This window comes from Luteimonas sp. BLCC-B24 (assembly GCF_028550595.1).
Lineage (GTDB): Bacteria > Pseudomonadota > Gammaproteobacteria > Xanthomonadales > Xanthomonadaceae > Luteimonas.
Map to the genome: position 1 here is coordinate 13,372 of NZ_JAQQGN010000008.1, position 25,738 is coordinate 39,109.

20 protein-coding genes are annotated in these 25,738 nt (G+C 71.0%); 14 read left to right on the forward strand and 6 right to left on the reverse strand.

The window, feature by feature from the left end:
• Positions 1 to 76: 76 nt before the first annotated feature.
• A complete protein-coding gene (locus PQS31_RS14405) occupies positions 77 to 2,143 on the reverse strand; it encodes a C1 family peptidase (protein WP_272763444.1) in 2,067 nt (688 codons plus the stop codon).
• A gap of 414 nt (positions 2,144 to 2,557) precedes the next feature.
• A complete protein-coding gene (locus PQS31_RS14410; RefSeq protein ID WP_272763445.1) occupies positions 2,558 to 3,322 on the reverse strand; it encodes a 3-oxoacyl-ACP reductase in 765 nt (254 codons plus the stop codon).
• 98 nt (positions 3,323 to 3,420) lie between these two features.
• On the opposite strand from PQS31_RS14410, the gene PQS31_RS14415 reads away from it, so the two are divergent.
• The 3 genes from PQS31_RS14415 (at position 3,421) to PQS31_RS14425 (ending at position 7,877) form a co-directional block, all read left to right on the forward strand.
• Positions 3,421 to 4,983 (forward strand): phospholipase D family protein, encoded by a 1,563-nt coding sequence (locus PQS31_RS14415; protein WP_272763446.1) that lies wholly within the window; start codon positions 3,421 to 3,423, stop codon positions 4,981 to 4,983.
• A 485-nt stretch (positions 4,984 to 5,468) separates the two neighbouring features.
• The gene (locus PQS31_RS14420; RefSeq protein ID WP_272763447.1) at positions 5,469 to 6,572 is read left to right on the forward strand and encodes a Glu/Leu/Phe/Val dehydrogenase dimerization domain-containing protein; all 1,104 of its coding nucleotides are present in this window, start codon (positions 5,469 to 5,471) and stop codon (positions 6,570 to 6,572) included.
• 147 nt (positions 6,573 to 6,719) lie between these two features.
• Positions 6,720 to 7,877, forward strand: coding sequence for an isovaleryl-CoA dehydrogenase (locus PQS31_RS14425; protein ID WP_272763448.1), 1,158 nt, complete (start codon positions 6,720 to 6,722; stop codon positions 7,875 to 7,877).
• 184 nt (positions 7,878 to 8,061) lie between these two features.
• Here PQS31_RS14425 and PQS31_RS14430 read toward each other — a convergent pair whose 3' ends face one another.
• Positions 8,062 to 10,911, reverse strand: coding sequence for an autotransporter serine protease (locus PQS31_RS14430; protein WP_272763449.1), 2,850 nt, complete (start codon positions 10,909 to 10,911; stop codon positions 8,062 to 8,064).
• Positions 10,912 to 11,094: 183 nt separating this feature from the next.
• Between PQS31_RS14430 and PQS31_RS14435 the strand changes: the two genes are divergently transcribed.
• The 7 genes from PQS31_RS14435 (at position 11,095) to PQS31_RS14465 (ending at position 16,878) form a co-directional block, all read left to right on the forward strand.
• A complete protein-coding gene (locus tag PQS31_RS14435; RefSeq protein ID WP_272763450.1) occupies positions 11,095 to 12,270 on the forward strand; it encodes a thiolase family protein in 1,176 nt (391 codons plus the stop codon).
• Between the two features lie 125 nt (positions 12,271 to 12,395).
• The gene (locus tag PQS31_RS14440; protein WP_096208994.1) at positions 12,396 to 12,731 is read left to right on the forward strand and encodes a hypothetical protein; all 336 of its coding nucleotides are present in this window, start codon (positions 12,396 to 12,398) and stop codon (positions 12,729 to 12,731) included.
• Positions 12,732 to 12,956: 225 nt separating this feature from the next.
• A complete protein-coding gene (locus tag PQS31_RS14445; protein WP_272763452.1) occupies positions 12,957 to 13,316 on the forward strand; it encodes a hypothetical protein in 360 nt (119 codons plus the stop codon).
• A gap of 158 nt (positions 13,317 to 13,474) precedes the next feature.
• Positions 13,475 to 15,082, forward strand: coding sequence for a carboxyl transferase domain-containing protein (locus PQS31_RS14450; protein WP_272763453.1), 1,608 nt, complete (start codon positions 13,475 to 13,477; stop codon positions 15,080 to 15,082).
• A 222-nt stretch (positions 15,083 to 15,304) separates the two neighbouring features.
• Positions 15,305 to 15,874 carry a polymer-forming cytoskeletal protein gene (locus PQS31_RS14455; RefSeq protein ID WP_272763454.1) on the forward strand — a complete coding sequence of 190 codons (570 nt, stop codon included), beginning with the start codon at positions 15,305 to 15,307 and terminating at the stop codon, positions 15,872 to 15,874.
• Positions 15,871 to 16,281 (forward strand): hypothetical protein, encoded by a 411-nt coding sequence (locus tag PQS31_RS14460; protein WP_272763547.1) that lies wholly within the window; start codon positions 15,871 to 15,873, stop codon positions 16,279 to 16,281. The genes PQS31_RS14455 and PQS31_RS14460 overlap by 4 nt, the downstream gene beginning before the upstream one ends.
• Positions 16,282 to 16,311: 30 nt before the next feature.
• Positions 16,312 to 16,878, forward strand: a complete 567-nt coding sequence (locus PQS31_RS14465) for a hypothetical protein (RefSeq protein ID WP_272763455.1) — start codon at positions 16,312 to 16,314, stop codon at positions 16,876 to 16,878.
• Between the two features lie 18 nt (positions 16,879 to 16,896).
• On the opposite strand, the gene PQS31_RS14470 is transcribed toward PQS31_RS14465, so the two are convergent.
• Genes PQS31_RS14470 through PQS31_RS14480 form a run of 3 tightly spaced genes read right to left on the reverse strand, consistent with a single transcriptional unit; the run spans position 16,897 to position 19,250 of the window.
• Entirely contained in the window at positions 16,897 to 17,133 is a 237-nt protein-coding gene (locus PQS31_RS14470; protein WP_272763456.1) for a DUF6587 family protein, read from the reverse strand.
• Between the two features lie 15 nt (positions 17,134 to 17,148).
• Positions 17,149 to 19,008, reverse strand: coding sequence for a ferrous iron transporter B (locus PQS31_RS14475; RefSeq protein WP_272763457.1), 1,860 nt, complete (start codon positions 19,006 to 19,008; stop codon positions 17,149 to 17,151).
• Positions 19,005 to 19,250 carry a ferrous iron transport protein A gene (locus PQS31_RS14480; RefSeq protein ID WP_272763548.1) on the reverse strand — a complete coding sequence of 82 codons (246 nt, stop codon included), beginning with the start codon at positions 19,248 to 19,250 and terminating at the stop codon, positions 19,005 to 19,007. The genes PQS31_RS14475 and PQS31_RS14480 overlap by 4 nt, the downstream gene beginning before the upstream one ends.
• 111 nt (positions 19,251 to 19,361) lie before the next feature.
• Between PQS31_RS14480 and PQS31_RS14485 the strand changes: the two genes are divergently transcribed.
• From PQS31_RS14485 to PQS31_RS14500, 4 genes are all read left to right on the forward strand, one after another.
• On the forward strand, positions 19,362 to 20,147 hold the full coding sequence (locus tag PQS31_RS14485; RefSeq protein ID WP_272763458.1) for an enoyl-CoA hydratase-related protein: 786 nt from the start codon (positions 19,362 to 19,364) through the stop codon (positions 20,145 to 20,147).
• Between the two features lie 72 nt (positions 20,148 to 20,219).
• Positions 20,220 to 22,199, forward strand: a complete 1,980-nt coding sequence (locus tag PQS31_RS14490) for a biotin carboxylase N-terminal domain-containing protein (RefSeq protein ID WP_272763459.1) — start codon at positions 20,220 to 20,222, stop codon at positions 22,197 to 22,199.
• Positions 22,200 to 22,204: 5 nt separating this feature from the next.
• The gene (locus PQS31_RS14495; RefSeq protein ID WP_272763549.1) at positions 22,205 to 23,101 is read left to right on the forward strand and encodes a hydroxymethylglutaryl-CoA lyase; all 897 of its coding nucleotides are present in this window, start codon (positions 22,205 to 22,207) and stop codon (positions 23,099 to 23,101) included.
• A 14-nt stretch (positions 23,102 to 23,115) separates the two neighbouring features.
• A complete protein-coding gene (locus PQS31_RS14500) occupies positions 23,116 to 25,674 on the forward strand; it encodes an EAL domain-containing protein (protein WP_272763460.1) in 2,559 nt (852 codons plus the stop codon).
• The last annotated feature ends 64 nt before the right edge of the window (positions 25,675 to 25,738 follow it).

Consider the following 25,738-nt stretch of genomic DNA (forward strand, 5'->3'; position numbering starts at 1 on the left):
CGTCGCGCCGCCCTCCCCCGGCATCCATCGGCCGCACGTTTCGACTCCCGCGCCCCGACCCGGCCGGACGCCAGGCTCACCGCCGGACCGGCGTGTCCAGGGCCTCGCACAGCTGCCGGCGGCAATCGGCCAGGCCGGCTTCGGAGCGATGGAGGCGTACCGGCCCGGCCGCGGTGCGAGCGCCGGTGATGCGGGCCAGCGTGGCCTGCAGCGTGGCGGGGTCGTCGTCGAAGGCGCCGTGGCTGGTGGCGGTGCTGCCATCCGCCGCGTCCGCCGGCGGGCCCTGCACCGGCGCCTGGATCCAGTCCAGGCGGTCGGTGGCCAGCAGATCGCGGATGGCGCCGTTGGCCTCGATGAAGCGCGCCATGCCGAGCAAGGGCGTGCCCTCGCGGTGGGTGCTGCGCACCCAGCTGCGCGCTTGCGCTTCGAAAGCATGGGCCACGAGGTACAGCAGCGATTTGTTGTAGATGCGCGCGCAGTGGTCGTAGCGCTCGGCGCGGTCGGTCAGCGTGAACAGCGCGCCGTGACCGATGCGGCCGTCAGTCAGCGCCGGCGCGAACGTCTGCTCGAACAGCGCCATCGTCATCGCCGGCGCCCACAGGCTGACGCTCGCTACCGGCAGGCCCAGGCCCTGCATGCCGGCGGCCGGACCGGCCTCCACCACGCCCCGGGTGGTGAGCAGTTGGGCCAGCGGCGCGAGCAGGACGGCGCCGGCGCTGTGGCCGACGAGGTGCAGTTCGACGGTCGGATCGGCGCGCATCCATTCGCCCAGCAGACGCGCCACCTGGGCGGCGCCGCCGGCCTCGGTGAGCGCATCGCCGTTGCGCACCACGGCCGTGGTGGCCAGCCGGGCGTTCTCCTTCATCTCCTCCCACAGCGCGCGGCCGCCGAGCGCGCGGGCCAGGGGCTCGATGGTGTCGTCGATGCGGTCGAGCAGCAGATCCTTGGCGCGGTCGAGCAGGCCTTCGGTGCGCGGGCGCACCGCATCGCGCAACAGGTTGCCGAGCGTGCTCCAGAAATCGGTCTTCCACACGAAGCACAACGGGTAGACCTGCTGCGGCAGCATCAGCTCGCGCAGGTCGGCCACGCGCTGGATGGCGGCCTGCTCGGGCACCAGGCCGCCGTGGGCGTAGAGCACGATGCGCTTCTTCGGCCAGGTGCGGGTGATGCGCGGCAGGTCCTCGCGGATGATGTTGCGCACCGCGTCCTGCCCGGTGGCGAAGCGGCCGCTGGCGCGCAGACGACCGTCGTTGCCGAGGCTCACGACATGCGGCCGCAGGTCGGCCTGGGCGTAGCCGTTCGACTGGCGGGCGATGCTGGAATTGCTGGCCGCGGTGGCCTGCGCGCGTTGCAGGCGCACCGGCACCGCGAGCCGCGCGGCCCAGACATCGGTGCCGCGCTGCAGCCATTCGTCGTAGCTCACCCAGCCGTAGCCGCGCTTGCCCCAGCGCGTGCCCCAGGAGTTCTGCAGCCAGAAGCCGTCGCGGTCGTAGCCGACGATTGCAAAGGCGTGGTAGCCGGTGACGGGCTGTTCGGCCCAGTCGATCACGCCGCTCGCGGGCGGCGCCAGCCAGCCGTCGTGCACCGCGGCCGAGGCGTAGAGCACCCCGACTTCGGCGAAGGCCGCATGCAGGGCGACGAGGTCGCGATGGTTCACCCGGTAGTAGGCGCCGAGCGGATGTTCCTGCGCGGCGCGGGCGCGTTCCTCGGTGAGGATCTCCTCGAGCGGCCCGGGCGTGCCGGGCCAGCAGTCCTCGGCGCAGACGCCGTGGCGGTGCCAGCCTTTCATCGCGCCGCGGCAGCTGGAGCCTTCGTAGTCCTCGCCTTCCCACTCGTCGTAGCGGCGGGCCATGTCGTAGAGCATGCGCGTGCTCACGCGCTCGGTGACCGGCTCGGGCCGGCGACGGCGCAGCAGGGCGTGGGCGACGGTGGCCAGACCGTACGCGGTGCAGGCGCCCGCCTCGCCCTGGTCGAGGACCGGCACACCGAGCGCGGTGAACCGGGCCAGCGGCATCACGCTGGGCACGTCGACGAGGCTGGGCTCGAACATGCGGTCACGGAAATCGGCGGTGTCGGGGCGTGCGTCGAGCAGCCGGGGCGTGGGCGTGGTGTTGCGGCGCGTGCCGCTTCTTCGGGTGGCCATGCGGGTGTCTCCGTCCCTGCGTTGAACGTGACCGGCGTCTGATCCCGGCCCGGATCCCCCGGGTGCAGTGTGCACCGCCCGGGTGACGGTCCGGCGTGGAGGCGCGATGCCTCGGTGACACTCTGCTCCCGGTGGATCGCACCGTGCGCGACGATCCGGGCGGCGAACGCGCCGGGCCTTGCCGGCGACACCCTCGCGAGGGCGCGCTCCTGCAACGGCGTCGGGGCGGTGCGAGCGCGTGGGCGATCGGGGCCGCCGCGCCCTGCCCGCTCGTGGTCATCTCGCGACACCGCGCCGTGCAGGCGCCTGTTCGGGTGCGACGAGCTTTCCGGACGCGCCCGAGCGCTCGTACAGGCGCGAGACGATCGCGCGGTACCGGCGATCCGAGCAGCCGGCGCGCGCTCGCGCGGCGCCTCAGTCCTTGACCAGGCCGCCGTCCACGACCAGGTTCTGGCCGGTCACGGCGCGGGCCCAGGGCGAGGCGAAGAACAAGACGGCGTCGGCGAATTCGGCCGGGGTGGTGACGCGGCGCAGCGGGGTGCTGGCGGCGATGAGGTCGAACACGGCCTCGGGCGTCGCGGCGCTGGCGTCGGTGGTGCGCAGCAGGCCGCCCGAAACCATGTTGACGGTGATGCCGTCCGGGCCGAGATCGGCCGCCAGCGTGCGGGTGAGCGACAGCAGGGCCGCCTTGGCGGCGGTGTAGTCGTGGTATGGCACCACCGGGTTCTGGAACAGGTTGGTGCCGATGTTGATCACGCGCCCGCCGCCGGCGCCGCGCATGCCCGGCAGCGCCGCCTGCACGGTGTTGAGCGCGCCGCGCACGCTGCCTTCGAACTGCGCGGCGAAGCGCGGCCAGGTGATCGCATCGGCCTGCGGACGGGCGTCGCCGTCGAAGCGGAAATCGGCCAGGGCGTTGTTGACGACCGTGGTCACCGGTGCATCGAAATGCGCCTGCGCGCTCTCCACCAGCGCACGCATGGCGACCGGATCGGTGACGTCGCCCTGCAGCGCGAGCGCGCGGCCCGGGGCCGCGTCCGCCAGGGCCGCGGCGGCATCCGCGCTGCGGTGGAAATTGACCACCACGCGCGCGCCGGCACCGAGAAACGCCCGGCTGATCGCCGCGCCGAGGCCGCGCGCCCCGCCCGTCACCAGCACCACCTGATCCGCCATCGCCGTCATCGCGTCGCCCCGAATACCGAGCCCGCGAGTATCGCAGCCACCGCACGGCCTGCACACGAATCTGCGATGCTTGCCGCGATCACAGGGGCCCTCGCACCATGAAGAAACGCGTCAAGAAGCTGATCGGCTGGGGCCTGTTCACCCTGCTGGTGATGGCGGTCAGCAGCATCTTCGTCGCCGACCACCTGTTGCCGCCGGCGAGCGGCCGGCCGAGCACGGCGCTGCCGTTGGCCGAGGCCGACACCGCCCTGGACCGCGAGCTGGTGCCCCTGCTCGCACGCCACCCCGGGCAGACCGGCGCGATCCTGCTGCCCGACGGCATCGATGCCTACGCCGCGCGTGCGATCTCCGCGCGTCAGGCCGGACGCAGCCTGGACCTGCAGTACTACATCTGGCACGACGACCTGACCGGTCGGATGCTCGCCAACGAGGCCTGGACCGCCGCCGAGCGCGGCGTGCGCGTGCGCATCCTGCTCGACGACGTCGGCATCGGCAACATGGACGCCACGCTGCTGGCGATGGATTCGCACGAGAACATCGAGCTGCGCGTCTACAACCCGTTCCGCAACCGCACCGGCGTGCTGCGCCTGCTGGAAATGGTGCAGCGCGCCTGGGGCGTGAACCACCGCATGCACAACAAGGCGTGGATCGCCGACGGGCGGGTGGCCGTGGTCGGCGGGCGCAACATCGGCGTCGAGTACTTCAGCGCCGCGGAGGAGTTCAATTTTCACGATCTCGACATCGTGCTGTTCGGGCCGGCGGTCGCGCAGGCGAGCACGATCTTCGACGACTTCTGGAACAGCGAGGCGGCGATTCCGATCGCCGCGCTCAACCGCAAGCGCCCGTCGACGATCCGCGAGGTGCTGGCACAGATCCACGAGGAGGCCGAAAGCGAGGAGGCGCGCAAGTTCCTCGACGCGATGGACGTCTCGCCCAGCGTGCGGCGCTACTTCTCGCAGGAACTCACCCCCATCTGGACCGAGGGCGTGCAGGTGCTGTCGGATCCGCCGATCAAGTGGCGCGGCGACGACCGCGAAAACTGGCTGGTGGACCATCTGATGGACCAGATCACCGGCGCCGAACGCGCCGCGCTGCTGATCTCGCCCTACTTCGTGCCCGGCGCGGACGGCGCCGAGGGTCTGGTGGCGCTGGCCCGCCGCGGCGTCAACGTCTCGGTGGTGACCAACTCGCTGGCGGCCAACGACGTGGTCGCGGTGCACGGCGGTTACATGCGCTACCGCAGGCAGCTGCTCGAGGGCGGCGTGCATCTGTTCGAGACCCGCAGCCAGGCCGACGCCCAGGCCGCGAGCAGCGTGTTCGGCAGCAGCGGCGCCAGCCTGCATACCAAGGCGGTGCTGATCGACGGCGCGCGTGGCTTCGTGGGCTCGTTCAATCTCGATCCGCGCTCGGCCAACCTCAACACCGAGATGGGCGTGCTGTTCGACGATCCCGAGCTGGGCGCGGCACTGCTGGAGGAATACCTGCACCTGGTGGGCGCCGACATGAGCTACTGGGTGTTCCTCGATGCCGACGGGCGCACGCGCTGGCTCGACCGCGCAGCCTCGCCGCCAAGCGTGCTCGACAACGAGCCCGACAGCACCCGCCGCCAGCGCGCGACGGCGAACGTGGTGCGCTGGCTGCCGATCGAGTCGCAGCTCTAGGCGAGCGCCGGCCGTCGGCCGCGGCGTGCGTGCGGCCGCTACCGAGGACCGCGTGGGCCGCATGGCGGACGCGCGCGCCCTTCGCCCCGCATCGAGCGGCACGGACGACACCGCGTCCGGTGTCGAAACGCGCATCCGCGTCCACCAGATCACCAGAGATGCAACGTGAGATCCCAGGCGGCGGCGAAGCGGCGCGCACGCGCGCATCGCTCCGTGGCACCGGGTGGCGCCCGCCCGCGCGATTGCTGCGTCGCAACAGCCTGAACAGGCGCGACCCGGACGCTTCAACCCATTGATCTGAATGGTGATCGCGGTGATTGGTTGCGTCTTCAACCAATTCCGGAACGACCGGCGTAAAATGCCGCCCCACATCGCCACCACCGCGGCCCTGTCCGATATTCCGGCCGCACCGGCCGATCGCTTCAGCCCCCTCGCCGCTCCAGCCACCACACGTGCCGGGCCCCGCGCCCGCGACGGAGTTTTGAATGATTTTCGAGCACCTCGACACCTACGGCCACGAGCAGGTCGTGTTCTGCCACAACAAGGATGTGGGCCTGAAGGCGATCATCGCGATCCACAACACCGTGCTGGGCCCGGCGCTCGGCGGTACGCGCATGTGGCCGTACGAGTCCGAGCAGGACGCGCTGAACGACGTGCTGCGCCTGTCGCGCGGCATGACCTACAAGAACGCGGTGGCCGGCCTGAACATCGGCGGCGGCAAGGCCGTGATCATCGGCGACCCGGCCACGGACAAGTCCGAAGCGCTGTTCCGCGCCTTCGGCCAGTTCGTCGAATCGCTGGGCGGTCGTTACATCACGGCCGAGGACGTCGGCATCGACGTCAACGACATGGAATACGTCTACCGCGAAACCCAGTTCGTCACCGGCGTGCACCAGGTGCACGGCGGCTCGGGCGATCCGTCGCCCTTCACCGCGTACGGCACGCTGCAGGGACTGCTGGCCGCGCTGAACCGCAAGTTCGGCAACGAGGACGTGGGCAACTACAGCTACGCCGTCCAGGGTCTGGGCCACGTCGGCATCGAGTTCGTGAAGCTGCTGAAAGAGCGCGGCGCGAAGATCTTCGTCACCGACATCAACAAGGAGCGCGTGGAGCGCGCGGTCAGCGAGTACGGCGCCGAAGCCGTGGGCCTGGACGAGATCTACGACGTCGATGCCGACGTGTACTCGCCGTGCGCGCTGGGCGGGACCGTCAACGAGAAGACCCTGCCCCGCCTCAAGTCGAAGATCATCTGCGGCGCGGCGAACAACCAGCTGGCCAACAACGCGATCGGCGACGAAGTGGAGAAGCGCGGCATCCTCTACGCGCCCGACTACGCGGTCAACGCCGGCGGCGTGATGAACGTGTCGCTCGAGATCGACGGTTACAACCGCGAGCGTGCGATGCGCATGATGCGCACGATCTACCACAACCTCACGCGCATCTTCGAGATCGCCGAGCGCGACGGCATCCCGACCTACCGCGCGGCCGATCGCCTGGCCGAGGAGCGGATCGAGGTCATCGGCAAGCTCAAGCTCCCGCTCGGACGCGCGCAGCCGCGCTTCCAGGGCCGGATCCGCGGCGGCAGCTGATCCGTACTTGACGATGGGGCTTCGGCCCCATCGTCGTCTCCGGCCTCCGCACATGCTGCACCCGCACATGCGCGGCGCCGGCTCTCTTCTTCGCGCGATCACGCGCAGCGGCCACGCCCGTGGCCGCGTTCCGTACCAGGAGACCTCATGCGTACTTTCCCGCTCGGTGACGACCTCGATGCACTGCGCGATGCCGTGCGCCGGTTCGCCGAGACCGAGATCGCCCCGCGCGCAGAGGCGATCGACCACGAGAACACCTTTCCGCAGGACCTGTGGCCGAAGCTCGGCGAACTGGGTCTGCTCGGCATCACCGTGCCGGGCGAATACGGCGGCAGCGAGATGGGCTATCTCGCGCATCTGGTGGCGATGGAAGAAATCTCGCGCGCGTCGGGCTCGGTGGGCCTGTCGTACGGGGCGCATTCCAATCTGTGCGTCGCCAACCTCTACGCCAACGGCACCGAGGCGCAGCGCCAGCACTACCTGCCGAAGCTCTGCACCGGCGAATGGAAGGGCGCGCTGGCGATGAGCGAGCCGGGCGCGGGTTCGGACGTCGTCGGCTCGATGAGCTGCCGCGCGGAACTGCGCGGCGATGTGTGGGTGGCCAACGGCAACAAGATGTGGATCACCAACGGCCCCGAGGCCGACGTGCTGATCGTCTACATGCGCACCGCCGGCAAGGACGCGGGCAGCCGGTGCATGACCGCGTTCCTGGTCGAAAAGGGCATGCCGGGCTTCCGCACCGCGCAGAAGCTCGACAAGCTCGGCATGCGCGGCTCCAACACCTGCGAGCTGGTGTTCGAGGACTGCGAGATTCCGGCGGAGAACGTGCTCGGCGAGGTCAACGGCGGGGTCAAGGTGCTGATGCGCGGCCTCAACACCGAGCGTCTGGTGCTGACCGGCGGTCCGCTGGGCCTGATGCAGGCCGCGCTCGACATCGCCCTGCCCTACGTGCGCGAGCGCAAGCAGTTCGACGCGGCCATCGGCACTTTCGGCATCATGCAGGCCAAGATCGCCGACATGTACACGGCGCTGCAGTCCAGCCGCGCGTTCGCCTACACCGTCGCCCGGGACTACGACGCCGGGCACAGCTCGCGCGTGGATGCAGCCAGCTGTCTGCTGCACGCCTCCGAGGCGGCGGTGCAGGTGGCGCTGGAAGCCATCCAGACGCTCGGCGGCAACGGCTACATCAACGAATACCCGACCGGCCGCATCCTGCGCGACGCCAAGCTCTACGCCATCGGCGCGGGCACCAACGAGATCCGCCGCATGCTGATCGGCCGCGAACTGTTCGACGGCAAGAACTGACACGCGTCGTCTCCCGCCCGGACCCGCGCCTGTGGGCGCGCGCTCGCGGCCGTGCAGGTTCGCGCGTCGACCTGAACCGGCGCGGCCACTGCGCATCACGATGCGCTCGTCGCCGTTCAACCCGGGCCGCGGGCGCCGGCAAGCAGGCCGCCCACAGGCGGCCTGGTTTTGCTGGATGAGCGCGTCAGAACCCGTGGGCGAAGCGCAGCGACGCCATGCGGTCGTTGCCGCGCGGCCCGAAGCGCTGGTCGATTCCGAACCCCATCTGCGTGCGCGGTGAGAGCCATGAAGCGAACGCGATGCCGGTGATACCGCCGGAACGCGCCGGCGTCATGCCCGAGATCGGCGCCCAGGCATCGATGCCGGTGAAGCTGGCCTGGAGGTCGAACCCGCTGGACGCGAGGGTGTGCTGCCACTCGCCGTAGCCGTACAGCGTGAAGCCCGGAGCTTCCCAGCGCGCGCGCAGACCGCCGATGGCCTGGCTGCGTTGCACGTCCCACCCCACGGCACGCAAGCCGAACCCGTCCCCGCCCCGCTCGTCGAAACCGTCGCTGCGCACGCGCACGTGCTCGGCCCCCAAGTAAGGCGCGAGCTCGGTCGCCCCGAGGCGCCAGCGTCGGCCCACTTCCACCGCCGCCTGGCTGACGTCGCCCGCATAGCGCGTCGACACGCCCTGCCAGTCGGCACCTGCGAAGAGCTGACGCCGCAGGTCGCGTTCGACGCGGCCGCTGCCCATCTGCGCCATCACGTAGGCATCGCCGAATGCGCGCGCGAGGTAGACCTGCGCCTGCGTCTGGCGACCGCGGCTGCGGTCGCCCCGCGCGTGCATGACGCCGTCCCCGCGCAGCTCACCGAATGCGAACCCGGCGAGGATGCCGTCCCCGAGCGTCTGGTCGCGGCCCAGGCTCCACCCGTCGACCTGGAAACCGTCCCCGGCAAAACCGCCGTCGCCGCCCTGTCCGAGGGCCTGCTGCCAGGCGCCGGGGCGCGCGTCGTGTGCCGCGACCTCGCCGACGCGCGCGGCGACCGCGCGCCGCGTCATGTCGACCTGGTCGAACGTCGCATTGAGCGCGCGGGCATGCTGCGCGCCGGACAGGCTGTCCAATGCCGCCAATGCGGCATCGCCGTGCTGGATGCGCTGGAAGGCGCCGGCCGTGCGTGCGAACGGCGTGTCGATGGCGCGTCCGTCATGCGCATCGAGGGCCGTGAACGCCCCCTCGATGCGCTCGGCCGAGCCGATCGCCTGCGCCGTGGCCCCCGCCAGGGACGCGGTCGTCGCGGCGACGTCCAGGCGGGTGATGTCGAGCCAGGCGCGCGTGCTGTCGTAACCGAGCGTAGCATCGAGAAACACGCCCGGACCCCGCCCCAGGCTGGTGAAGGTCCCGCTGAGCCCGCCGTAGGCGCGCACCACGGTTTCGTTGCTCTGGTAGGTGTAGCCGCGGACCACACCGGTCACCAGCAGTTCGCCCGCCAGACGTGCGCTGCCACTGACCGACAGCGGCGCGCCGATCGGCACCGCCAGGCGTCCGGTGACCGTCTGCTCGAAATTGCCGGTGATCGTGCGCGCGCGGGAGTCTCCCGTCAGCGCGAAGCTGCCGCGATTGAGGACGTTGCCGCCGATCAGGCTGCCGGCCCACTGCAGGCTTCCGACCGTGTCGACACTGATCGCCCCCGCGATCGCCCCCTGGCCGGCGAACACCAGCGTGCCGCCCTCCACGCGCGTCGCGCCGCGGTAGGACGCGTTGCCGTCGAGGCGCAGCGTGCCGGCGCCGCGCTTGATCAGGCCGCCGTCACCGGTGATGTCGTTGCCCCAGACCGAGGTGCCCCCGCTGAAACTGGCGGTGACGTCGCCCCAGTCGAACCGCGCCGGCCCGCGCACCGCCTTGCCCACGTTCAACGCGCCGTAGCCGAACACCGGATCGACCCCGGGCGCGCCGATGTCGGTCGCGGTGCCCAGCAGGGTCTGACGCACGAGATCGTTGTTGAAGTACGGGAACGCTTCCCACACGAGCGCCGCGGCGCCGGACACCAGCGGCGCGGCCAGCGAGGTGCCGTTGTACTTCCAGTACTCGGGGCGGTCGGGCGCGTCGTTGGTGCCGGTGACCACCACCGTGCCCGGCGCCACCAGGCAATAGCGCATCGCGATGCCGCAGGCGTTGGAATAGCTCGCAAGCTGTGTGGTGCTGCCTTCCGCGAGCGCCGAGACCGTCAGCCAGCCGCGTTCGAGATCCGCGCCCGGGCGCGTGCCGTTGGCGAGTTGCTGGCTCGGCAGTGCGGCGAGATCGGACGGGTTCGCTCGCTCGGCATTGCCGGACGCGAACACCACCAGCCCGCCATGCTGGACGACGAAGGGCCGGTACTCGGCGGCGATCGGCGTGGCGGCGGCCGGGTTGTCCAGATACAGACCGCCCCAGGAGTTGTTCATGATCCGGACGTTGCGGTTGATCAGGTCGCGATGGATCGGCTCGAGGCCGAGCGCGCCGTCGACCGGATTGCCGTTGCCCGAGCCGTCGTCGACCGGGGGTTTGTCGCTGATGATCCGCGCCGAGACCAGCGTGGCACCCGGCGCCACGCCGCCCGGCCAGGCACCGAACGGCTGGCCCGCCGCTGCCTGCGCCACCGCGGTGCCGTGTCCCACCACGTCGTCGACGCTGGTGTTGTTGGTCTGCCGGTTGACGTAGATCAGGTTGTCGGTCACCCGCCCGCGCAGGGCTGGATGGTTGCGGTTGATGCCGCTGTCGAGGAAGCCGATGCGCACCCCCTGGCCGGTCAATCCGGCGGCGTGTGCGGCGCCGGTATTGGTGTCGGCGAGATGGCGGCTGTAGGCCGGGTTGGGCGGCTGCACCACCGCGGGCGGCTGCGTGGCGGGGGGCGGGGTGACGGGCGGCGGCGCCAGCGGCGGTGGCGAGGGCGGCTGCACCAGCCCACTCCCCGAACCGCCACCTCCGCACGCCGCCAGCACCGTCGCCAGCGCACACGCCAGCGCCGCCCGGCGCGGATGCCGCGCCCTGGTCAAATCTGCGATACCCGTCATCACCCCGTCTCCCTGCGCGCGACCGCGCATTCCGCCCGCCCCTGCCGGTGCATCTATACCCCGATTCGGCGTATGCGCCAAACCCGTGCGACGGCGCATCGCGGGGCGGCGCCGGGACTTTCCAGTGCGGCGGATGCGATAATCGACGTTCTGTGCCGTTCACACATCCGGAGTCGTTCCGCCATGACTGACATCGTCATCGTCGGTGCCAAGCGCACCCCCATCGGTTCCATGCTCGGACAGTTCACCGGCGTACCCACGCCGACGCTCGGCGCGACCGCGATCACCGCGGCGCTGGAACACGCCGGGGTGACGCCGGACCTCGTCGACGAGGCGATCATCGGCTGCGTGCTGCCGGCCGGCCTCGGCCAGGCACCGGCGCGCCAGGCCTCGCGTGCGGCGGGTATCCCCGACTCGGCAGGCTGCGTCACCATCAACAAGGTCTGCGGCTCGGGCATGCAGGCGGTGATGTACGGCCACGACCTGATCAAGGCCGGCACCGCAACCTTCGTCGTCGCCGGCGGCATGGAATCGATGACCAATGCGCCGCATCTGCTCAACGGCTCGCGCACCGGCATCCGCTACGGCAGCGCCGAGATGCTCGACCACATGGCGTGGGACGGCCTGACCAATCCCTACGACGGCAAGTCGATGGGCGTGTTCGGCGACATCGCCAGCACCAAGTACGGCTTCACCCGCGAAGACCTCGACGCCTACGCCGTGGAAAGCGCCACCCGCGCCAAGCAGGCGATCGCCTCGGGCGCGTTCAAGGCCGAGATCGCGCCGGTGACCGTGCAGACCCGCAAGGGCGAGACGACCTTCGACACCGACGAAGCGCCCGGCAAGATCCAGCCGGAGAAGATTCCGACGCTGCGGGCGGCCTTCGGCAAGGACGGCCTGCTGACCGCCGCCAGTTCCTCGAGCATTTCCGACGGCGCCGCGGCCCTGGTGCTCACCTCGGCCGAGGAAGCGAGCAAGCGCGGCCTCGCCCCGCTCGCCCGCATCGTCGCCCACGGACGCCATTCGCAGGCGCCGGAGTGGTTCACCACGGCGCCGGTGACGGCTATTCAGAATGTGCTCGACAAGGCCGGATGGTCGGTGGAAGATGTCGATCTGTTCGAGGTCAACGAGGCCTTCGCCAACGTCGCGATGGCGCCGATGAAGGACCTGGGCATCCCGCACGACCGTCTGAATGTGAATGGGGGCGCACTGGCGCTCGGCCACCCGATCGGCGCGAGCGGCGCCCGGCTGATCGTCACCCTGATCCACGCGCTGAAGGCACGCGGCCTGAAACGCGGCGTGGCGTCGCTCTGCATAGGTGGCGGCGAAGCGACGGCAATTGCAGTGGAAATGGCGTGAACTTCGGATAACGTGTTTTTTACGAAAAAACCACGCGACGCCGCTTGACACTGAAACGCGGCTTGTCATCATGTTGCCGGCGCGCATTAAGCGCGTTGCCCAAACTTTCAGACGAGGAAGACACAATGACGATCAACAAGGCTCTGCTGGCCCTGGCTATGGGTTTTGCACTGGCTGCTTGCAGCAACGCCGATCAGGCCCAGAGCTCGGCCGAAGGCGCCGCTGACGCTGCCGCCGACGCGCAGGCTGCTGCCAACGAGACCACCGATCCGGCCCTGGCCGGCACCGCGCAGGCTGCTGCCGACGACGCCGCTGCTGCAGCCGACGCCGCTGCCGACGCGGCTGCCAACGCCGCTGCTGCTGGCACCGACGCGGCTGCCGAGCACGCTGCTGACGCCGCCGACCACGCCGAGCAGCAGGCTGAAGACGCTGCTTCGGCCGCGGAAGAAGTCACGCCGTAATTCACTCGATGGCCGTTCGGCCATCGTCAGTGATCTGGAAAGCCGCCGGTTTCCGGCGGCTTTCTTTTTTGTCCCGACACGCGCCCCTGCAGGCGACCTCAATCGGGCGCCTGGGTTCTTCTTTTGCGCATTCAGCGTGCAGTTGTTTCCGTGCGGCCGGGTTCGCGTGACGCTCACGTCGCCGCGCCCACCATCCGCGCCACCCACCGGAACAGGAGAGCTGCCATGCGTTTCACCCTGATGACTGCGACCGCCCTCACCGCACTCGCGCTGGCGGCCTGCACCAACACGTCCCCCGATGCGCAGCGTGAGCGCGCCGAAGCCGAAGCCGCCGCCGACAACGCCGGCCGTGCGATTTCCGACGCGGCCGCGGCCACCGGTCAGGCGGCGCGCGAAGGTGCCGATGCCGCGGCCGCCGCCAGCGCGGATGCCGCGCGCGAAGCCGAGATTCGCGCCGACGCCGCCGCAGCACGCACCGAAGAAGCTGCACGCGAAGCCGCTGCCGCGACCGGCCGTGCCACCCAGCGCGCGGGTGAAGCGATCGAGCAGACCGGCGAGCGCGTGGAAGAACGCGCCGAGCGCTGAGCCCACGACGCGCCTTGCACAGGCCCGCCTCCGGCGGGCCTTTTTTTATGGGCGGCTGCGCTGCACTCGGGTGTGGCTGTACACGCCCTTGGCCGCCTCCGCGCTGCGCGCATCCGACGGGTTCCGTATCCTTGCGGTTTTCACCAGGCGATCGACGGATGCCCGCACTGACCTCGCAGCTCGACCCGCGCTCGGCGGATTTCATCGCCAATGCCGACTACCACCGCGCGCTCGCCGACGAACTGCAGACGCGCCTGGCGCGCGCGGCCGAAGGCGGCGGCGCACAGGCGCAGGCGAAGCACACCGCGCGCGGCAAGCTGCTCGCGCGCGACCGCATCACGGCCCTGCTCGATCCCGGCGCGCCCTTTCTCGAGATCGCGCCGCTGGCGGCCGAGGACATGTACGACGGTGCCGCGCCTGCGGCCGGTGTGATCGCGGGCATCGGCCGCGTGCAGGGCCAGGAGGTCGTGATCGTCGCCAACGATGCGACGGTCAAGGGCGGCACCTACTTCCCGATGACGGTGAAGAAGCATCTGCGCGCGCAGGAGATCGCGCGCGAGAACCGCCTGCCCTGCGTCTACCTGGTCGATTCGGGCGGCGCGTTCCTGCCGCTGCAGGACGAGGTGTTCCCGGACAAGGAGCACTTCGGCCGCATCTTCTACAACCAGGCACGGATGAGTGCCGAGAACATCCCGCAGATCGCCGTGGTCATGGGCAGCTGCACCGCCGGCGGTGCCTATGTGCCGGCGATGTGCGACGAGTCGATCATCGTCAAGGAGCAGGGCACGATCTTTCTCGGCGGCCCGCCGCTGGTGAAGGCGGCCACTGGTGAAGTGGTCGACGCCGAGGCGCTGGGCGGCGCGGACGTGCACACCAGTCTGTCGGGCGTGGCGGATCATTTCGCCGAGGACGACCGGCACGCGCTGCAGATCGCACGCGACATCGTCGGCCACTGCAACCGGCGCAAGACCCTGACGGTGGCGCTGCGCGAACCGCGCGAGCCGCTGTATGCCGCCGACGAGCTCTACGGCATCGTGCCCAAGGACACCCGACGCCCGTTCGACATCCGGGAAGTGATCGCGCGCATTGTCGACGGCAGCGCCTTCGACGAGTTCAAGGCGCGCTACGGCAAGACCCTGGTCACCGGCTTCGCGCACATCCACGGCATGCCGGTGGGTATCGTCGCCAACAACGGCATCTTGTTTTCCGAGAGCGCGCTCAAGGGCGCGCATTTCATCGAGCTGTGCAACCAGCGCGGCATCCCGCTGGTGTTCCTGCAGAACATCACCGGCTTCATGGTCGGCCGCAAGTACGAGAACGCCGGCATCGCCAAGGACGGGGCGAAGATGGTCACCGCGGTCGCCTGCTCCAGCGTGCCCAAGTTCACCGTCGTCATCGGCGGCAGCTTCGGCGCCGGCAACTACGCGATGTGCGGCCGGGCCTATGGCGCGCGCTTCCTGTGGATGTGGCCCAACGCCCGCATCAGCGTGATGGGCGGCGAGCAGGCCGCGAGCGTGCTGGCGACGGTCAAGCGCGACGGCATCGAAGCCAGAGGCGGCCGCTGGAGCGTGGAGGACGAGGACGCGTTCAAGGCGCCGATCCGCGACCAGTACGAATCCCAGGGCAGCCCGTGGTACGCCACCGCCCGGCTGTGGGATGACGGCATCATCGATCCCGCCGACACGCGCCGGGTGCTCGGGCTCGGTATTGCGGCCTCCCTCAATGCGCCGATCGAGCCCGCGCGCTTCGGCGTGTTCCGCATGTAACGCCGCGACGCCGGGCGACCTGCGGTGATGCCTTGCGAACACCGGGCAAGTGCTTGCCGTGTCTCGATTCCGCTGTCTCGATCACAGTCGACTGTCGTCATGCCCGTGCTAGGCTCGACCTCCGCGTCGGCGGTCTGACCGTGGCGGCGCGGATCCCCCGTTCGAGCGCCCGTTCGAGCATGTTCGAGCCGTCCACCCTGTCCAACCGAGGTAACGCGCGACATGGCCATCTTTCCGCAGTCCGGCAACGCCAACGCCAAGACGAATTCCCCCAGCTTCGCCTCCGATCCGCCGCCGGCACCGCCCGCGCGCGAGCCCGCCCCGGCCGTCGCCGATTTCTCGCCGTCCACGCCGCCGACCGCACCGCGCCAGGCCCCGGCCGCCGCACCGGTGAGCAAGGAGTCGGTGATCGCGGCCGACCTGACCATCGAAGGCAAGATCGAGGGCTCGGGCGATGTGCGCATCGCGGGCCGCTTCAAGGGCGACGTCAACGTGCAGGGCAACCTGACCATCGAACACGGCGCCAAGCTCAACGGCGGCGTACGTGCCAAGCAGGTGCTGGTCTCGGGCGAGCTGGAAGGCAACATCGAATCCGCGTCGCTGGTCGAGCTGCGCGACTCGGCCGTGCTCACCGGTGACCTCAAGGCGGGCTCGCTGACCGTCGCCTCGGGCTCGAAGATCCGCGGGCACATCGAATGCGGCTGGGGCGAGGTCAAGGCCGCCGGTACCGGCCCGGCCCCGGGCAACGCCAAGGACAAGGCCGCCAACGACAAGTCCAGCGACGCCGCCTGACCGTGAGCAGCCGTCCGGGCGCGGCAGGGGCCACGCGCACCTGTCCGCATTGCAAGACCGTGATCCTGGAAAGTGCGGCACGCTGCCCGGCGTGCCAGCACTTCATCAAGCTGGGCGCGGCGCCGGGGTCGCCGATCGTGGCGCGACACGCGGTGCAGCGCGAGGCGACGACCACCGCGCTGGAAGTCGAGGGCCGCATCCGGCATCCGTCGGATGGCGGCGCCTGGGAATACTCGGTGGTGCTGACCATCCGCGACGGCGACGGCAAGGAAATCAACCGTCAGGTCGTGGGCGTGGGCGCGCTGCTGATCGGCGACGAGCGCACGTTCAATCTGTCGGTCGAGGTGACGCCGACCGACGACAAGCGCCGCCCCACCCGCTCACCCCTGAGCCGCGGCCGCCACTAGCCGGTCCGCGGATCACGTCCGGGACGTGCCATGCCGAATCCGACCCCTTCCCCACTGCTGCCGACCGTCCTGTGTGCGCTCGCGCTGGCGACGCTGGGCGCCTGCAGTCCGACGCCGACGAGCGGCGGCGACGACGCCTCGACCGCCACCGCTGCCGCACCCGATGCTGCAGACGTCGGTGTCCTCGACGCCGCACCCGACGACGCGGGCCCCCGCGGCCCCACGCTGGAGGCGCCGTGCGCGGACGCGGCCGCGATTCCGGACACGCCCCCGGGTCGGGCACGTCGCCAGGCCTACGCGGCACGCGAGGCACTCCGCGCCTGCATCGTGCTGCGCAGCCAGGGGGATGGCGGGCGCCGCACCCCGGTCTACAGCGGCTACCGGCCCGACGTCCGGCTGACCCGCGACGATGCGACCGGGCCGCTGCGCTGCGCCCTGCGTTTCGACGAGGACGGCGGTGTCGAACCCGGCAGCCGGGCCGCCGCGAGCCTCGCCTGCGACAGGCCGGTCGAGATCGGATCCGACGCCCCCGGCTTCGTGCTGATCGAGGGCGGGCGCGAGGTGGGCAGCGGCACCGTCATCCTGCCACCGGGCTGAAGCCCCGCGCCGGCCTCGTCACTTCGGGCCGCAGCGCCCGCAACTGCCGCAGCGGCCCGCCTCCGACGACGGCGGCGCGATACGGCGTCCCAGCGCACGCACCCAGGCCGGTCGCGTCCCGCGCACCAGCGGCACGGCGATACGCAGACGCAGTGCACGCGCCAGCGCCGGCGCCTGTGCGGCCAGCACCGCCCAGGCGCTCAGCAGCACGGCGACGGCGATCACCACGTACTGGAAGACGAGACCGGCGCCCATGTGCGATCGCCGCCTTCAGCCCGCGCCGAGCGCGACCGCGAGCTGGTAGGTCACCAGCGAGGCCAGATACGCCAGCGCGAATAGGTAGCCGGCGTTGAGCGCCATCACTCGCCATGAGCCCGTCTCGCGACGGATCGTCGCCCAGGTCGACAGACACTGCGGCGCATAGACGAACCACACCAGCAGCGACAGCCCGGTGGCGAGCGACCAGCCGTCGGTGATGATCGGCGTGAGCGCCTCGGCCGCGGCCGCGTCGTCGGCGGCCGACAGCGCGTAGACCGTCGCCAGCGAGGCCACCGCGACCTCGCGCGCCGCGAGACCGGGGATCAGCGCGATGCAGATCTGCCAGTTGAAGCCCAGTGGTGCGAACACCACCGCCAGCGCGTGCCCGATGCGACCGCCGAAGCTGTACTCGATCGCCGCGCCGGTGGCATCGGCCGGGGGCGCCGGGAACGACAGCAGGAACCACAGCAGCACGGTCAGCGCGAGGATGATGCCGCCTACGCGCTTGAGGAAGATCATCGCGCGCTCCTTGAGGCCGATCGCGAGATCGCGCAGATGCGGCATCCGGTACGACGGCAGTTCGAGCAGCAACGCGTGTTCGCCGGTATCGCGGCGCCAGCGTTTCATGGTGTAGGACACCGCGAGCGCGCTCAGGATGCCGGCCACGTACAGCGCGAACAGCACCAGGCCCTGCAGATTGAACAGTCCGGCGACCTGCCGCTGCGGGATGAAGGCGCCGATCAGCAGCGCATACACCGGCAGCCGCGCCGAGCAGGTCATCAGCGGCGCGACCATGATCGTCGCCAGGCGGTCGCGCGGATCCTGGATCGACCGGGTGGCCATGATCCCGGGAATCGCGCAGGCGAAGCTCGACAGCAGCGGAATGAACGACCGCCCCGACAGGCCCGCCCCCTTCATCATCCGGTCGAGGAGGAACGCCGCGCGCGGCAGATATCCCGATTCCTCGAGCGCGAGGATGAAGAGGAACAGGATCAGGATCTGCGGCAGGAACACGACCACCCCGCCGAGGCCGGCGACGATGCCGTCGGCCAGCAGGCTGGTCAGCGGCCCTTCCGGAAACGTGGCATTCACCCGGTCGCCGAGCGCCGACGTTCCCGCATCGATCAGGTCCATCAGCGGCGCGGCCCAGGCGTAGACGGCCTGGAACACCAGGAACATCACCACGGCCAGCGCCAGCAGGCCGAACACCGGATGCAGCAGCCAGCGATCGAGCGCATCGTCGATGCGCGCAGTGCGGCGCGGCATGGTGACCGTGGCGGCGATCAGGGCCCGGGTTTCGTCGTGGAGATCGCGCGCGCCGTCCTGCGCGGCGGCGTCGGGCGCGCGCGGATGCGCCAGCACGTCCGCGAGCCGCGCCTGCAGGGCCTGCGCCCCGTCGCGGCGGATCGCCACGGTTTCCACCACCGGCACGCCGAGGCGTGCTTCGAGCGCGGCGCGGTCGATGACGATGCCACGCCGCGCCGCCGCGTCGGCCATGTTCAGTGCCACCACCATCGGCCGGCCCAGGCTGCGCAGTTCCAGCACGAAACGCAGGTGCAGGCGCAGGTTGGTCGCGTCGACCACGCAGACCAGGACGTCCGGCGCAGGCTCGCCGGGATAGAAGCCCCGGCACAGGTCGCGGGTGATCTGCTCGTCCAGACTCGCCGGCTGCAGGCTGTAGGCGCCCGGCAGATCCAGCAGCGCCCAGGTCTCGCCCGACGGCCCACGCATCCGGCCTTCCTTGCGCTCGACAGTGACTCCGGCGTAGTTGGCCACCTTCTGCCGGCTGCCGGTGAGCAGGTTGAACAGCGCGGTCTTGCCGGCGTTGGGACTGCCGACCAGGGCCATCCGCGGCAGCGTCGCCGTGCTCATGCGCCGGCGACCTCGCGGAGGCGGACGCGGGCCGCCTCGCTGCGGCGCAGCGCGAACCGGGTGAAGCCCACCTGCACCAGCAGCGGATCGCCACCGAACGGCGCGGCGGCGACGATCTCGACCGGTTCGCCCGGCACGAACCCCAGCTCCCGCAGCCGCCGGGCGATGGGATCGTGTGCGCGCAGATCCTCCACGGCTTCGACCTCGGCGGACGTGCGGCGCGGCAACTGGGAGAGGTTCACGGGGTCGGCCAGATCGGAATGGTTCTCAATTCTAGCGCCGCCATCGCACTGCGGCATGGCCGCTTCGGGCGAATCGTTATGATTCCCGACTGTTTTCAGTGCGACCCCGTCATGTCCGATGTCCTCACCCTCGAACGCCGCGCCGCGGTGGCCCGCCTGCGCCTCGACCGGCCCGACCTGCACAATGCCTTCGATGCCGGTCTGATCGCGCAGCTCACGACCGCGCTCGACACGCTCGGGCGCGATCCCGAGGTGCGCGTGGTGGTGCTCGAAGGCAGCGGCCGTTCGTTTTCCGCCGGCGCGGACCTCAACTGGATGCGGGGCATGGCCAGCGCCGGAGAGGACGCCAACCGCGAGGACGCGCTGGCCCTCGCCCGCCTGATGCGCACCCTGGACGAACTGCCCAAGCCGACCATCGCCCGCGTGCACGGCGCGGCATTCGGCGGCGGCGTGGGCCTGGTGGCGTGCTGCGACATCGCGATCGGCGTGCCGCAGGCGACGTTCGGCCTTACCGAAAGCCGGCTCGGTCTGCTGCCCGCGGTGATTTCGCCCTATGTGATCGCCGCCATCGGCCCACGCCAGGCGCGGCGCTGGTTCGCCACCGCCGAGGTCTTCGACGCCGCGGAGGCGCTGCGTATCGGCCTGCTGCACGCGGTGGTCGACGCCGCGCAGCTCGATGCGGAAATCGACCGGCAGATCGCGCTGTTGCGCAAGGCCGGCCCCGTCGCCGCGGCCGGCGCCAAACGGCTGGTGCGCACCGTCACCGCCGCCGCCGACCGTGACCGGCTGGATCACGACAACGCCGCATTGATCGCGGCGCTGCGGGTCTCGCCCGAGGGCCAGGAAGGCCTCGGCGCGTTTCTCGACAAGCGTGCGCCCGCGTGGGTGGCACCGTGATCCGCGCGGCCTGATCGCCCTTCCCTGCCCGGCGTCTGCGGTCCGACCGCGCGCCCCCGACCGGATGTCCCGATGTTCTCCAGTGTCCTGATCGCCAACCGCGGCGAAATCGCCTGCCGCGTCATCCGCACCTGCCGGCGGCTCGGCATCCGCACGATCGCGGTGTATTCCGAGGCCGACGCCGATGCCCAGCACGTGCGCCAGGCCGACGAGGCCTGGCCGATCGGCGGACCGCGGCCGCAGGAGTCGTACCTGCGCGGCGACGCGATCCTCGAGGTGGCACGCGCCAGCGGCGCCGAGGCGATCCATCCGGGCTACGGTTTCCTCAGCGAGAACGCCGACTTCGCCGATGCGGTCGAAGCCGCGGGCCTGCGCTTCATCGGCCCCTCGGCGGCGTCGATGCGCAGGATGGGCAGCAAGGCCGGCGCCAAGGATCTGATGCACGGAGCCGGCGTGCCGGTGGTGCCCGGCTATACCGGCGAGGACCAGAGCCAGGCCACGCTGGCGCGCGAGGCCGCGCGGATCGGGTTTCCGCTGATGATCAAGGCCGCGCACGGCGGCGGCGGCAAGGGCATGCGCATCGTGCGTGCGCTCGAGGAGTTCATTCCCAGTCTCGAAAGCTGTCAGCGCGAGGCGAAGAACGCCTTCGGTCGTGACCGGGTGCTGCTCGAGCGCTACATCGAGTCACCCCGGCACATCGAGATCCAGGTGTTCGGCGACCACCACGGCGGCGCGATCCATCTGGGCGAACGCGAGTGCTCGGCCCAGCGGCGTTACCAGAAGGTGTTCGAGGAAGCGCCCTCGCCGTTCCTCACCTCCGAGCTGCGCGCGGCCATGGGCGCGGCCGCGGTGCAGGCCGCCCGCGCGATCGACTACGCCAACGCCGGCACGGTCGAGTTCATCGTCGCGCCGTCGGGCGAGTTCTTCTTCATGGAGATCAACACCCGGCTGCAGGTCGAGCACCCGGTCACCGAGCTGATCACCGGCCTGGACCTGGTGGAATGGCAGCTGCGCATTGCCGCCGGTGACGCGCTGCCCCTGGCCCAGGACGCGGTGACGCGCCACGGCCACGCGATCGAGGTGCGCCTGTATGCCGAGGATCCCGATGCCGGCTTCCTGCCCGGCTCCGGCACGCTGCGCACGCTGCGGCTGCCGGCTCCGTCGGCGCACGTGCGCATCGACTCGGGCGTGGTCGAGGGCGATACGGTGACGATCTTCTACGACCCGATGATCGCCAAGCTGATCGTCTACGACGTCGACCGGCCGCGGGCGCTGGCGCGGCTGCGCGAGGCGCTGGCGCAGTGCGCGATCGATGGGCCGAAATCGAACATCGCCTTTCTCGAGCGCCTGGTCCGGCATCCGGCGATCGTCGAGGCGACCATCGACACCGGCTACCTGGACCGGCATCTCGACGAATTCGTCGCCGGCGATGCCGCGCCCGCGCCCGAGCCGGCCCTGCTGGCGGCAGCCGCGGTCGCCACGCTGCTGGACCGGGCGTCCGTCACGCCGGGCGATGCCTCGCCCTGGGCCCGGACCGACGGCTGGCGGCTCGGGGCGGCGGCGGCGCGGCGCGTGGTGTTCGACCACCGGGGCCAGCCGCTGGCGCTCGCCGTCACCGGGGACGGCGGGGACTACGACGTGGACGTGGATGCCACGCGCGTCGAGGTCCGCGGTGCGCGTCTGCAGGACGGCCGCCTCACGGCACGCATGGATGGACGCGGGCGGCGGCTCGCGGTCTCGATCGTCGACGACGCCGTGCGCGTGCACGACGGTGAGGCACGTCTCGAACTGCGGCGCCTCGCCGGCGATCCGCGTGCCGGTGCCGGGGATGGCGCCACCGACGACCGCGTGCGCGCGCCGATGCCCGGTCGCGTGGTCGCCGTGCGCGTGCAGGCCGGCGACACGGTCAGCGCCGGCCAGGAACTGCTGGTCATGGAGGCGATGAAGATGGAGCTCGCGCTCAAGGCGCCGCGCGACGGCACCGTGTCCGAGGTGCGCGCGACGGTCGGCGAGTTCGTCGAGGCCGATGCCACGCTGGCGGTGCTGGAATGAGCGCGCTGCCGGCGGACGTGCGCATCGTCGAGGTCGGTCCGCGCGACGGGCTGCAGAACGAGGCCGCGATCGTGCCGGCCGCGACCAAGATCGAGCTGATCGACCGGCTCTCGGCCACCGGCCTGCGCACGATCGAGGCCACCAGCTTCGTCAGCCCGAAGTGGGTGCCGCAGCTCGCCGATGCCGCCGAGGTCTATGCCGGCATCAGCCGGAAGGCCGGCATCGCCTATCCGGTGCTGGTGCCCAACGCCACCGGATACCACCGCGCGCGCGCGGTCGGCGTCGAGGAGATCGCGGTGTTCACCGCGGCGTCCGAGGCGTTCAACCGCACCAACATCAACGCCGGCATCGACGAATCGCTGCAACGCTTCGCCCCGGTACTGGCGCGCGCGCAGGCCGACGGCGTGCGCGTGCGCGGCTATGTGTCGACCGTGCTCGGCTGCCCCTACCAGGGCGAGGTGCCGCTGGCCGATGTGGTGCGCGTTGCGCGTTCCCTCCACGACATGGGCTGCTACGAGATCTCGCTCGGGGACACCATCGGCGTGGGCACGCCCGGCAAGGCGCGCGCGATGCTGCGCGCGGTCGCCTCGGAAGTGCCGCTGGCCGCGCTGGCCGTGCACTTCCACGACACCTACGGCCAGGCGCTGGCGAATCTGCTCGCCTGCCTGGAAGACGGTGTGGCGGTGGTCGATGCCTCGGTGTCCGGCGCCGGCGGCTGCCCCTATGCCAAGGGCGCCAGCGGCAACGTCGCCACCGAGGACGTGGTGTATATGCTGCAGGGCCTGGGCGTGCACACCGGCGTGGACCTCGATCTGCTCGCCGACACCGGCCGCTGGCTTGCCGCGCGCCTGGGACGCAGCACCCACAGCAAGGTCGGAGAGGCATTGGCCGCACGGGAATGACGCAGGCGACGGGCATGGAGGACGCCACGCGCCCGGATCGTCCGGACGATGAGCCGCCATTGCCCGACGCGCTGGCCAGCGCGGCCGACGATCCCACCCTGCCCGCCTCCATGCGCGCGCTGCTGCGCCGCGCGCGCGAGGCGCTGCTCGCCGCACGCGCGGACGCGGACGCCGCGCACCTGCGCTACCACGCGCTGTTCGATGCGGTGCCCGATCCGGTCAGCATCCTCGATGCCCAGGGCATCGTGCTCGACCTCAACCGCGCCGGGCTGCTCGCCTACCGGCGTCCGCGCGAGGCGATCGTCGGGCAGCCCATCGAGGTGTTGAACCCCGATCTGCCGCGCGACCATCTGGCGCCGGTCTGGGACGCGGTGCATCGCGGTCGCACCTACGTCATCGAAGTGACCAACATGCGCGGCGACGGTTCGCGCTTCCCGGTCGAGGTGCATTCCGCCGGTTTCGAACACGAGGGCCGGCCGTGTCTCGTGGCCGTGGCCCGCGACCTGAGCGAGCGCCGCGAGGCCGAGGTGCGCTACCGCGAGCTGATGGACGTGATGGACCGCGGCATCGCGATCCACGACACCGCGGGCCGCTTCGTCTACGGCAACCCCGCCGCGCTCCGCCTGCTGGGCATCCGCCAGGGCACGTCGCTCGGCGACACCGCGAACCTCGGCGACTGGATTCCGCTGGCCCCCGACGGCGGGGAGATGCCCTGGGATGCGCTGCCCCCGGTGCGCGCACTGCGCGAGGGCCGTGTGGTCGAGAGCACGCTGGTCGGCCTGTACCACCGGATGCGCCGCCAGCTGTACTGGTTGATGGTCACCGCGGTCCCCCAGTACCCGCCCGGCGGTGACCGGCCGCACCAGGTGCTGTCGTTGTTCAGCGACGTCACCACGCTCAAGCGCGACAGCGCGATGTTCGACCGGGTGCAGGCGCTCGCCCACATCGGCGGCTGGGAGCTCGACTGCAGCAACGACCGCCTGCACCTGACCGCGGAAGCGGCGCGGATTCTCGACGTCGATGCGCCACCGGCCACGATGGAGGCCCTGATCGCGATGCTGCTGCCCGGCGACCAGTCCCGTCTGCGCGACGCCCTGGGCGCGGCGATGCTCGAGGCCTCGGGCTTCGATCTCGAACTGCAGGGGCTGCGCCGCGACGGCCAGCGGTTCTGGGTGCGCGCGATCGGTGGGCCGCGCCACGGCGATCCGGCGACCTCGAGCCTGACCGGCACCCTGCAGGACATCGCGCGCAGCAAGCGCGACGAAGAGATCCTGCGCCTGCAGGCGCGTACCGATCCCCTGACCGGCCTGCTCAACCGCGATGCGATTCTCGGCGAACTCGACGCGCGCATGGGCGGCGGCGGGCGCGGCGAGGTCGCGGTGCTCTACATCGACCTCGACCGGTTCAAGTTCGTCAACGATGCCCTGGGCCACAACGCCGGCGACGAGCTGCTCGTCGCCGCCGCGCATCGCATCCGCCGCGCGGTCGGCGATGCCGGCAGCATCGCGCGCTTCGGCGGCGACGAGTTTCTGGTGGTCTGCGAGGCAGGGCCCGCGGCCAGCCATGCCGAACGCGTCGCCAACGCCATCCTCGACGGCTTCGGCGACGGCTTCCGCTTCGACAGCGACGAATTCTCGATCACCGCGAGCATCGGCATCGCGCGCGCGCCCGAGGACGGCGATCGCCCGCAGACGCTGATCCAGAACGCCGACGCCGCGATGTACGAGAGCAAGCGCCGGATCCGCAACGGCTGGCAGCGCTTCACGCCGGCGCTGGCGCAGAGCCAGCAGGATCGCCTGCGCGTGGAGACCCACCTGCGCCGGGCGATCGACAACGACGAGTTCCATCTCGTCTACCAGCCCCAGGTGGAGCTGCGTCACGGGCGCATCGTCGCGGCCGAGGCGCTGATCCGCTGGCGCAACCGGCAGCTGGGCGAGATGCGCCCGGACCATTTCATCGACCATGCCGAAAGCACCGGCGACATCGTGCGCATCGGCGCCTGGGTGATGCGCGAGGCCTGCCGCCAGTCGGCGGCCTGGCGCGATGCCGGGCTGGGCGTCGTGCGTGTGGCGGTGAACGTCTCGTTCCGCCAGCTGGTGGGCGACGATCTGGCCGCCCAGGTGGGCGCCGTGCTCGCCGAGTTCGACCTGCCCGGCAGTGCGCTGGAGCTGGAGTTCACCGAACGCGTGCTGATCGAGGACGCGCCGGACACGCTGCGAACGTTCGCCGCGCTGCGGGCGATGGGCGTGCTGCTGACGATCGACGATTTCGGCGAGGGCTACAGCGCGCTCAACTACCTGCGCCGGCTGCCGATCCACGGGCTCAAGCTGAGCCAGCTGTTCGTCGCGGGTGTGCCGGACGACCGCTCCGACGTCGCGGTGTGCCAGGCGGTGGCCGGCATCGCCCGGGGGCTCGGCCTCGGCCTGGTGGCCGAGGGCGTGGAGTCGGAGGCGCAGCGCCGCTTCCTGATCGAACTCGGCGTGCCGGTGGGCCAGGGCTTTCTGTTCGCGCCGGGCATGTCGGCCGACGAGTTCGCACGCCGGATACGCGACACCGGCGGCGTGCTCGGCTGAACGGCTGCGGCGGCACGTCCCGCAGGCCGGTTAAACTGCGCGCTTTCCGTTCAAGGATCCGCGC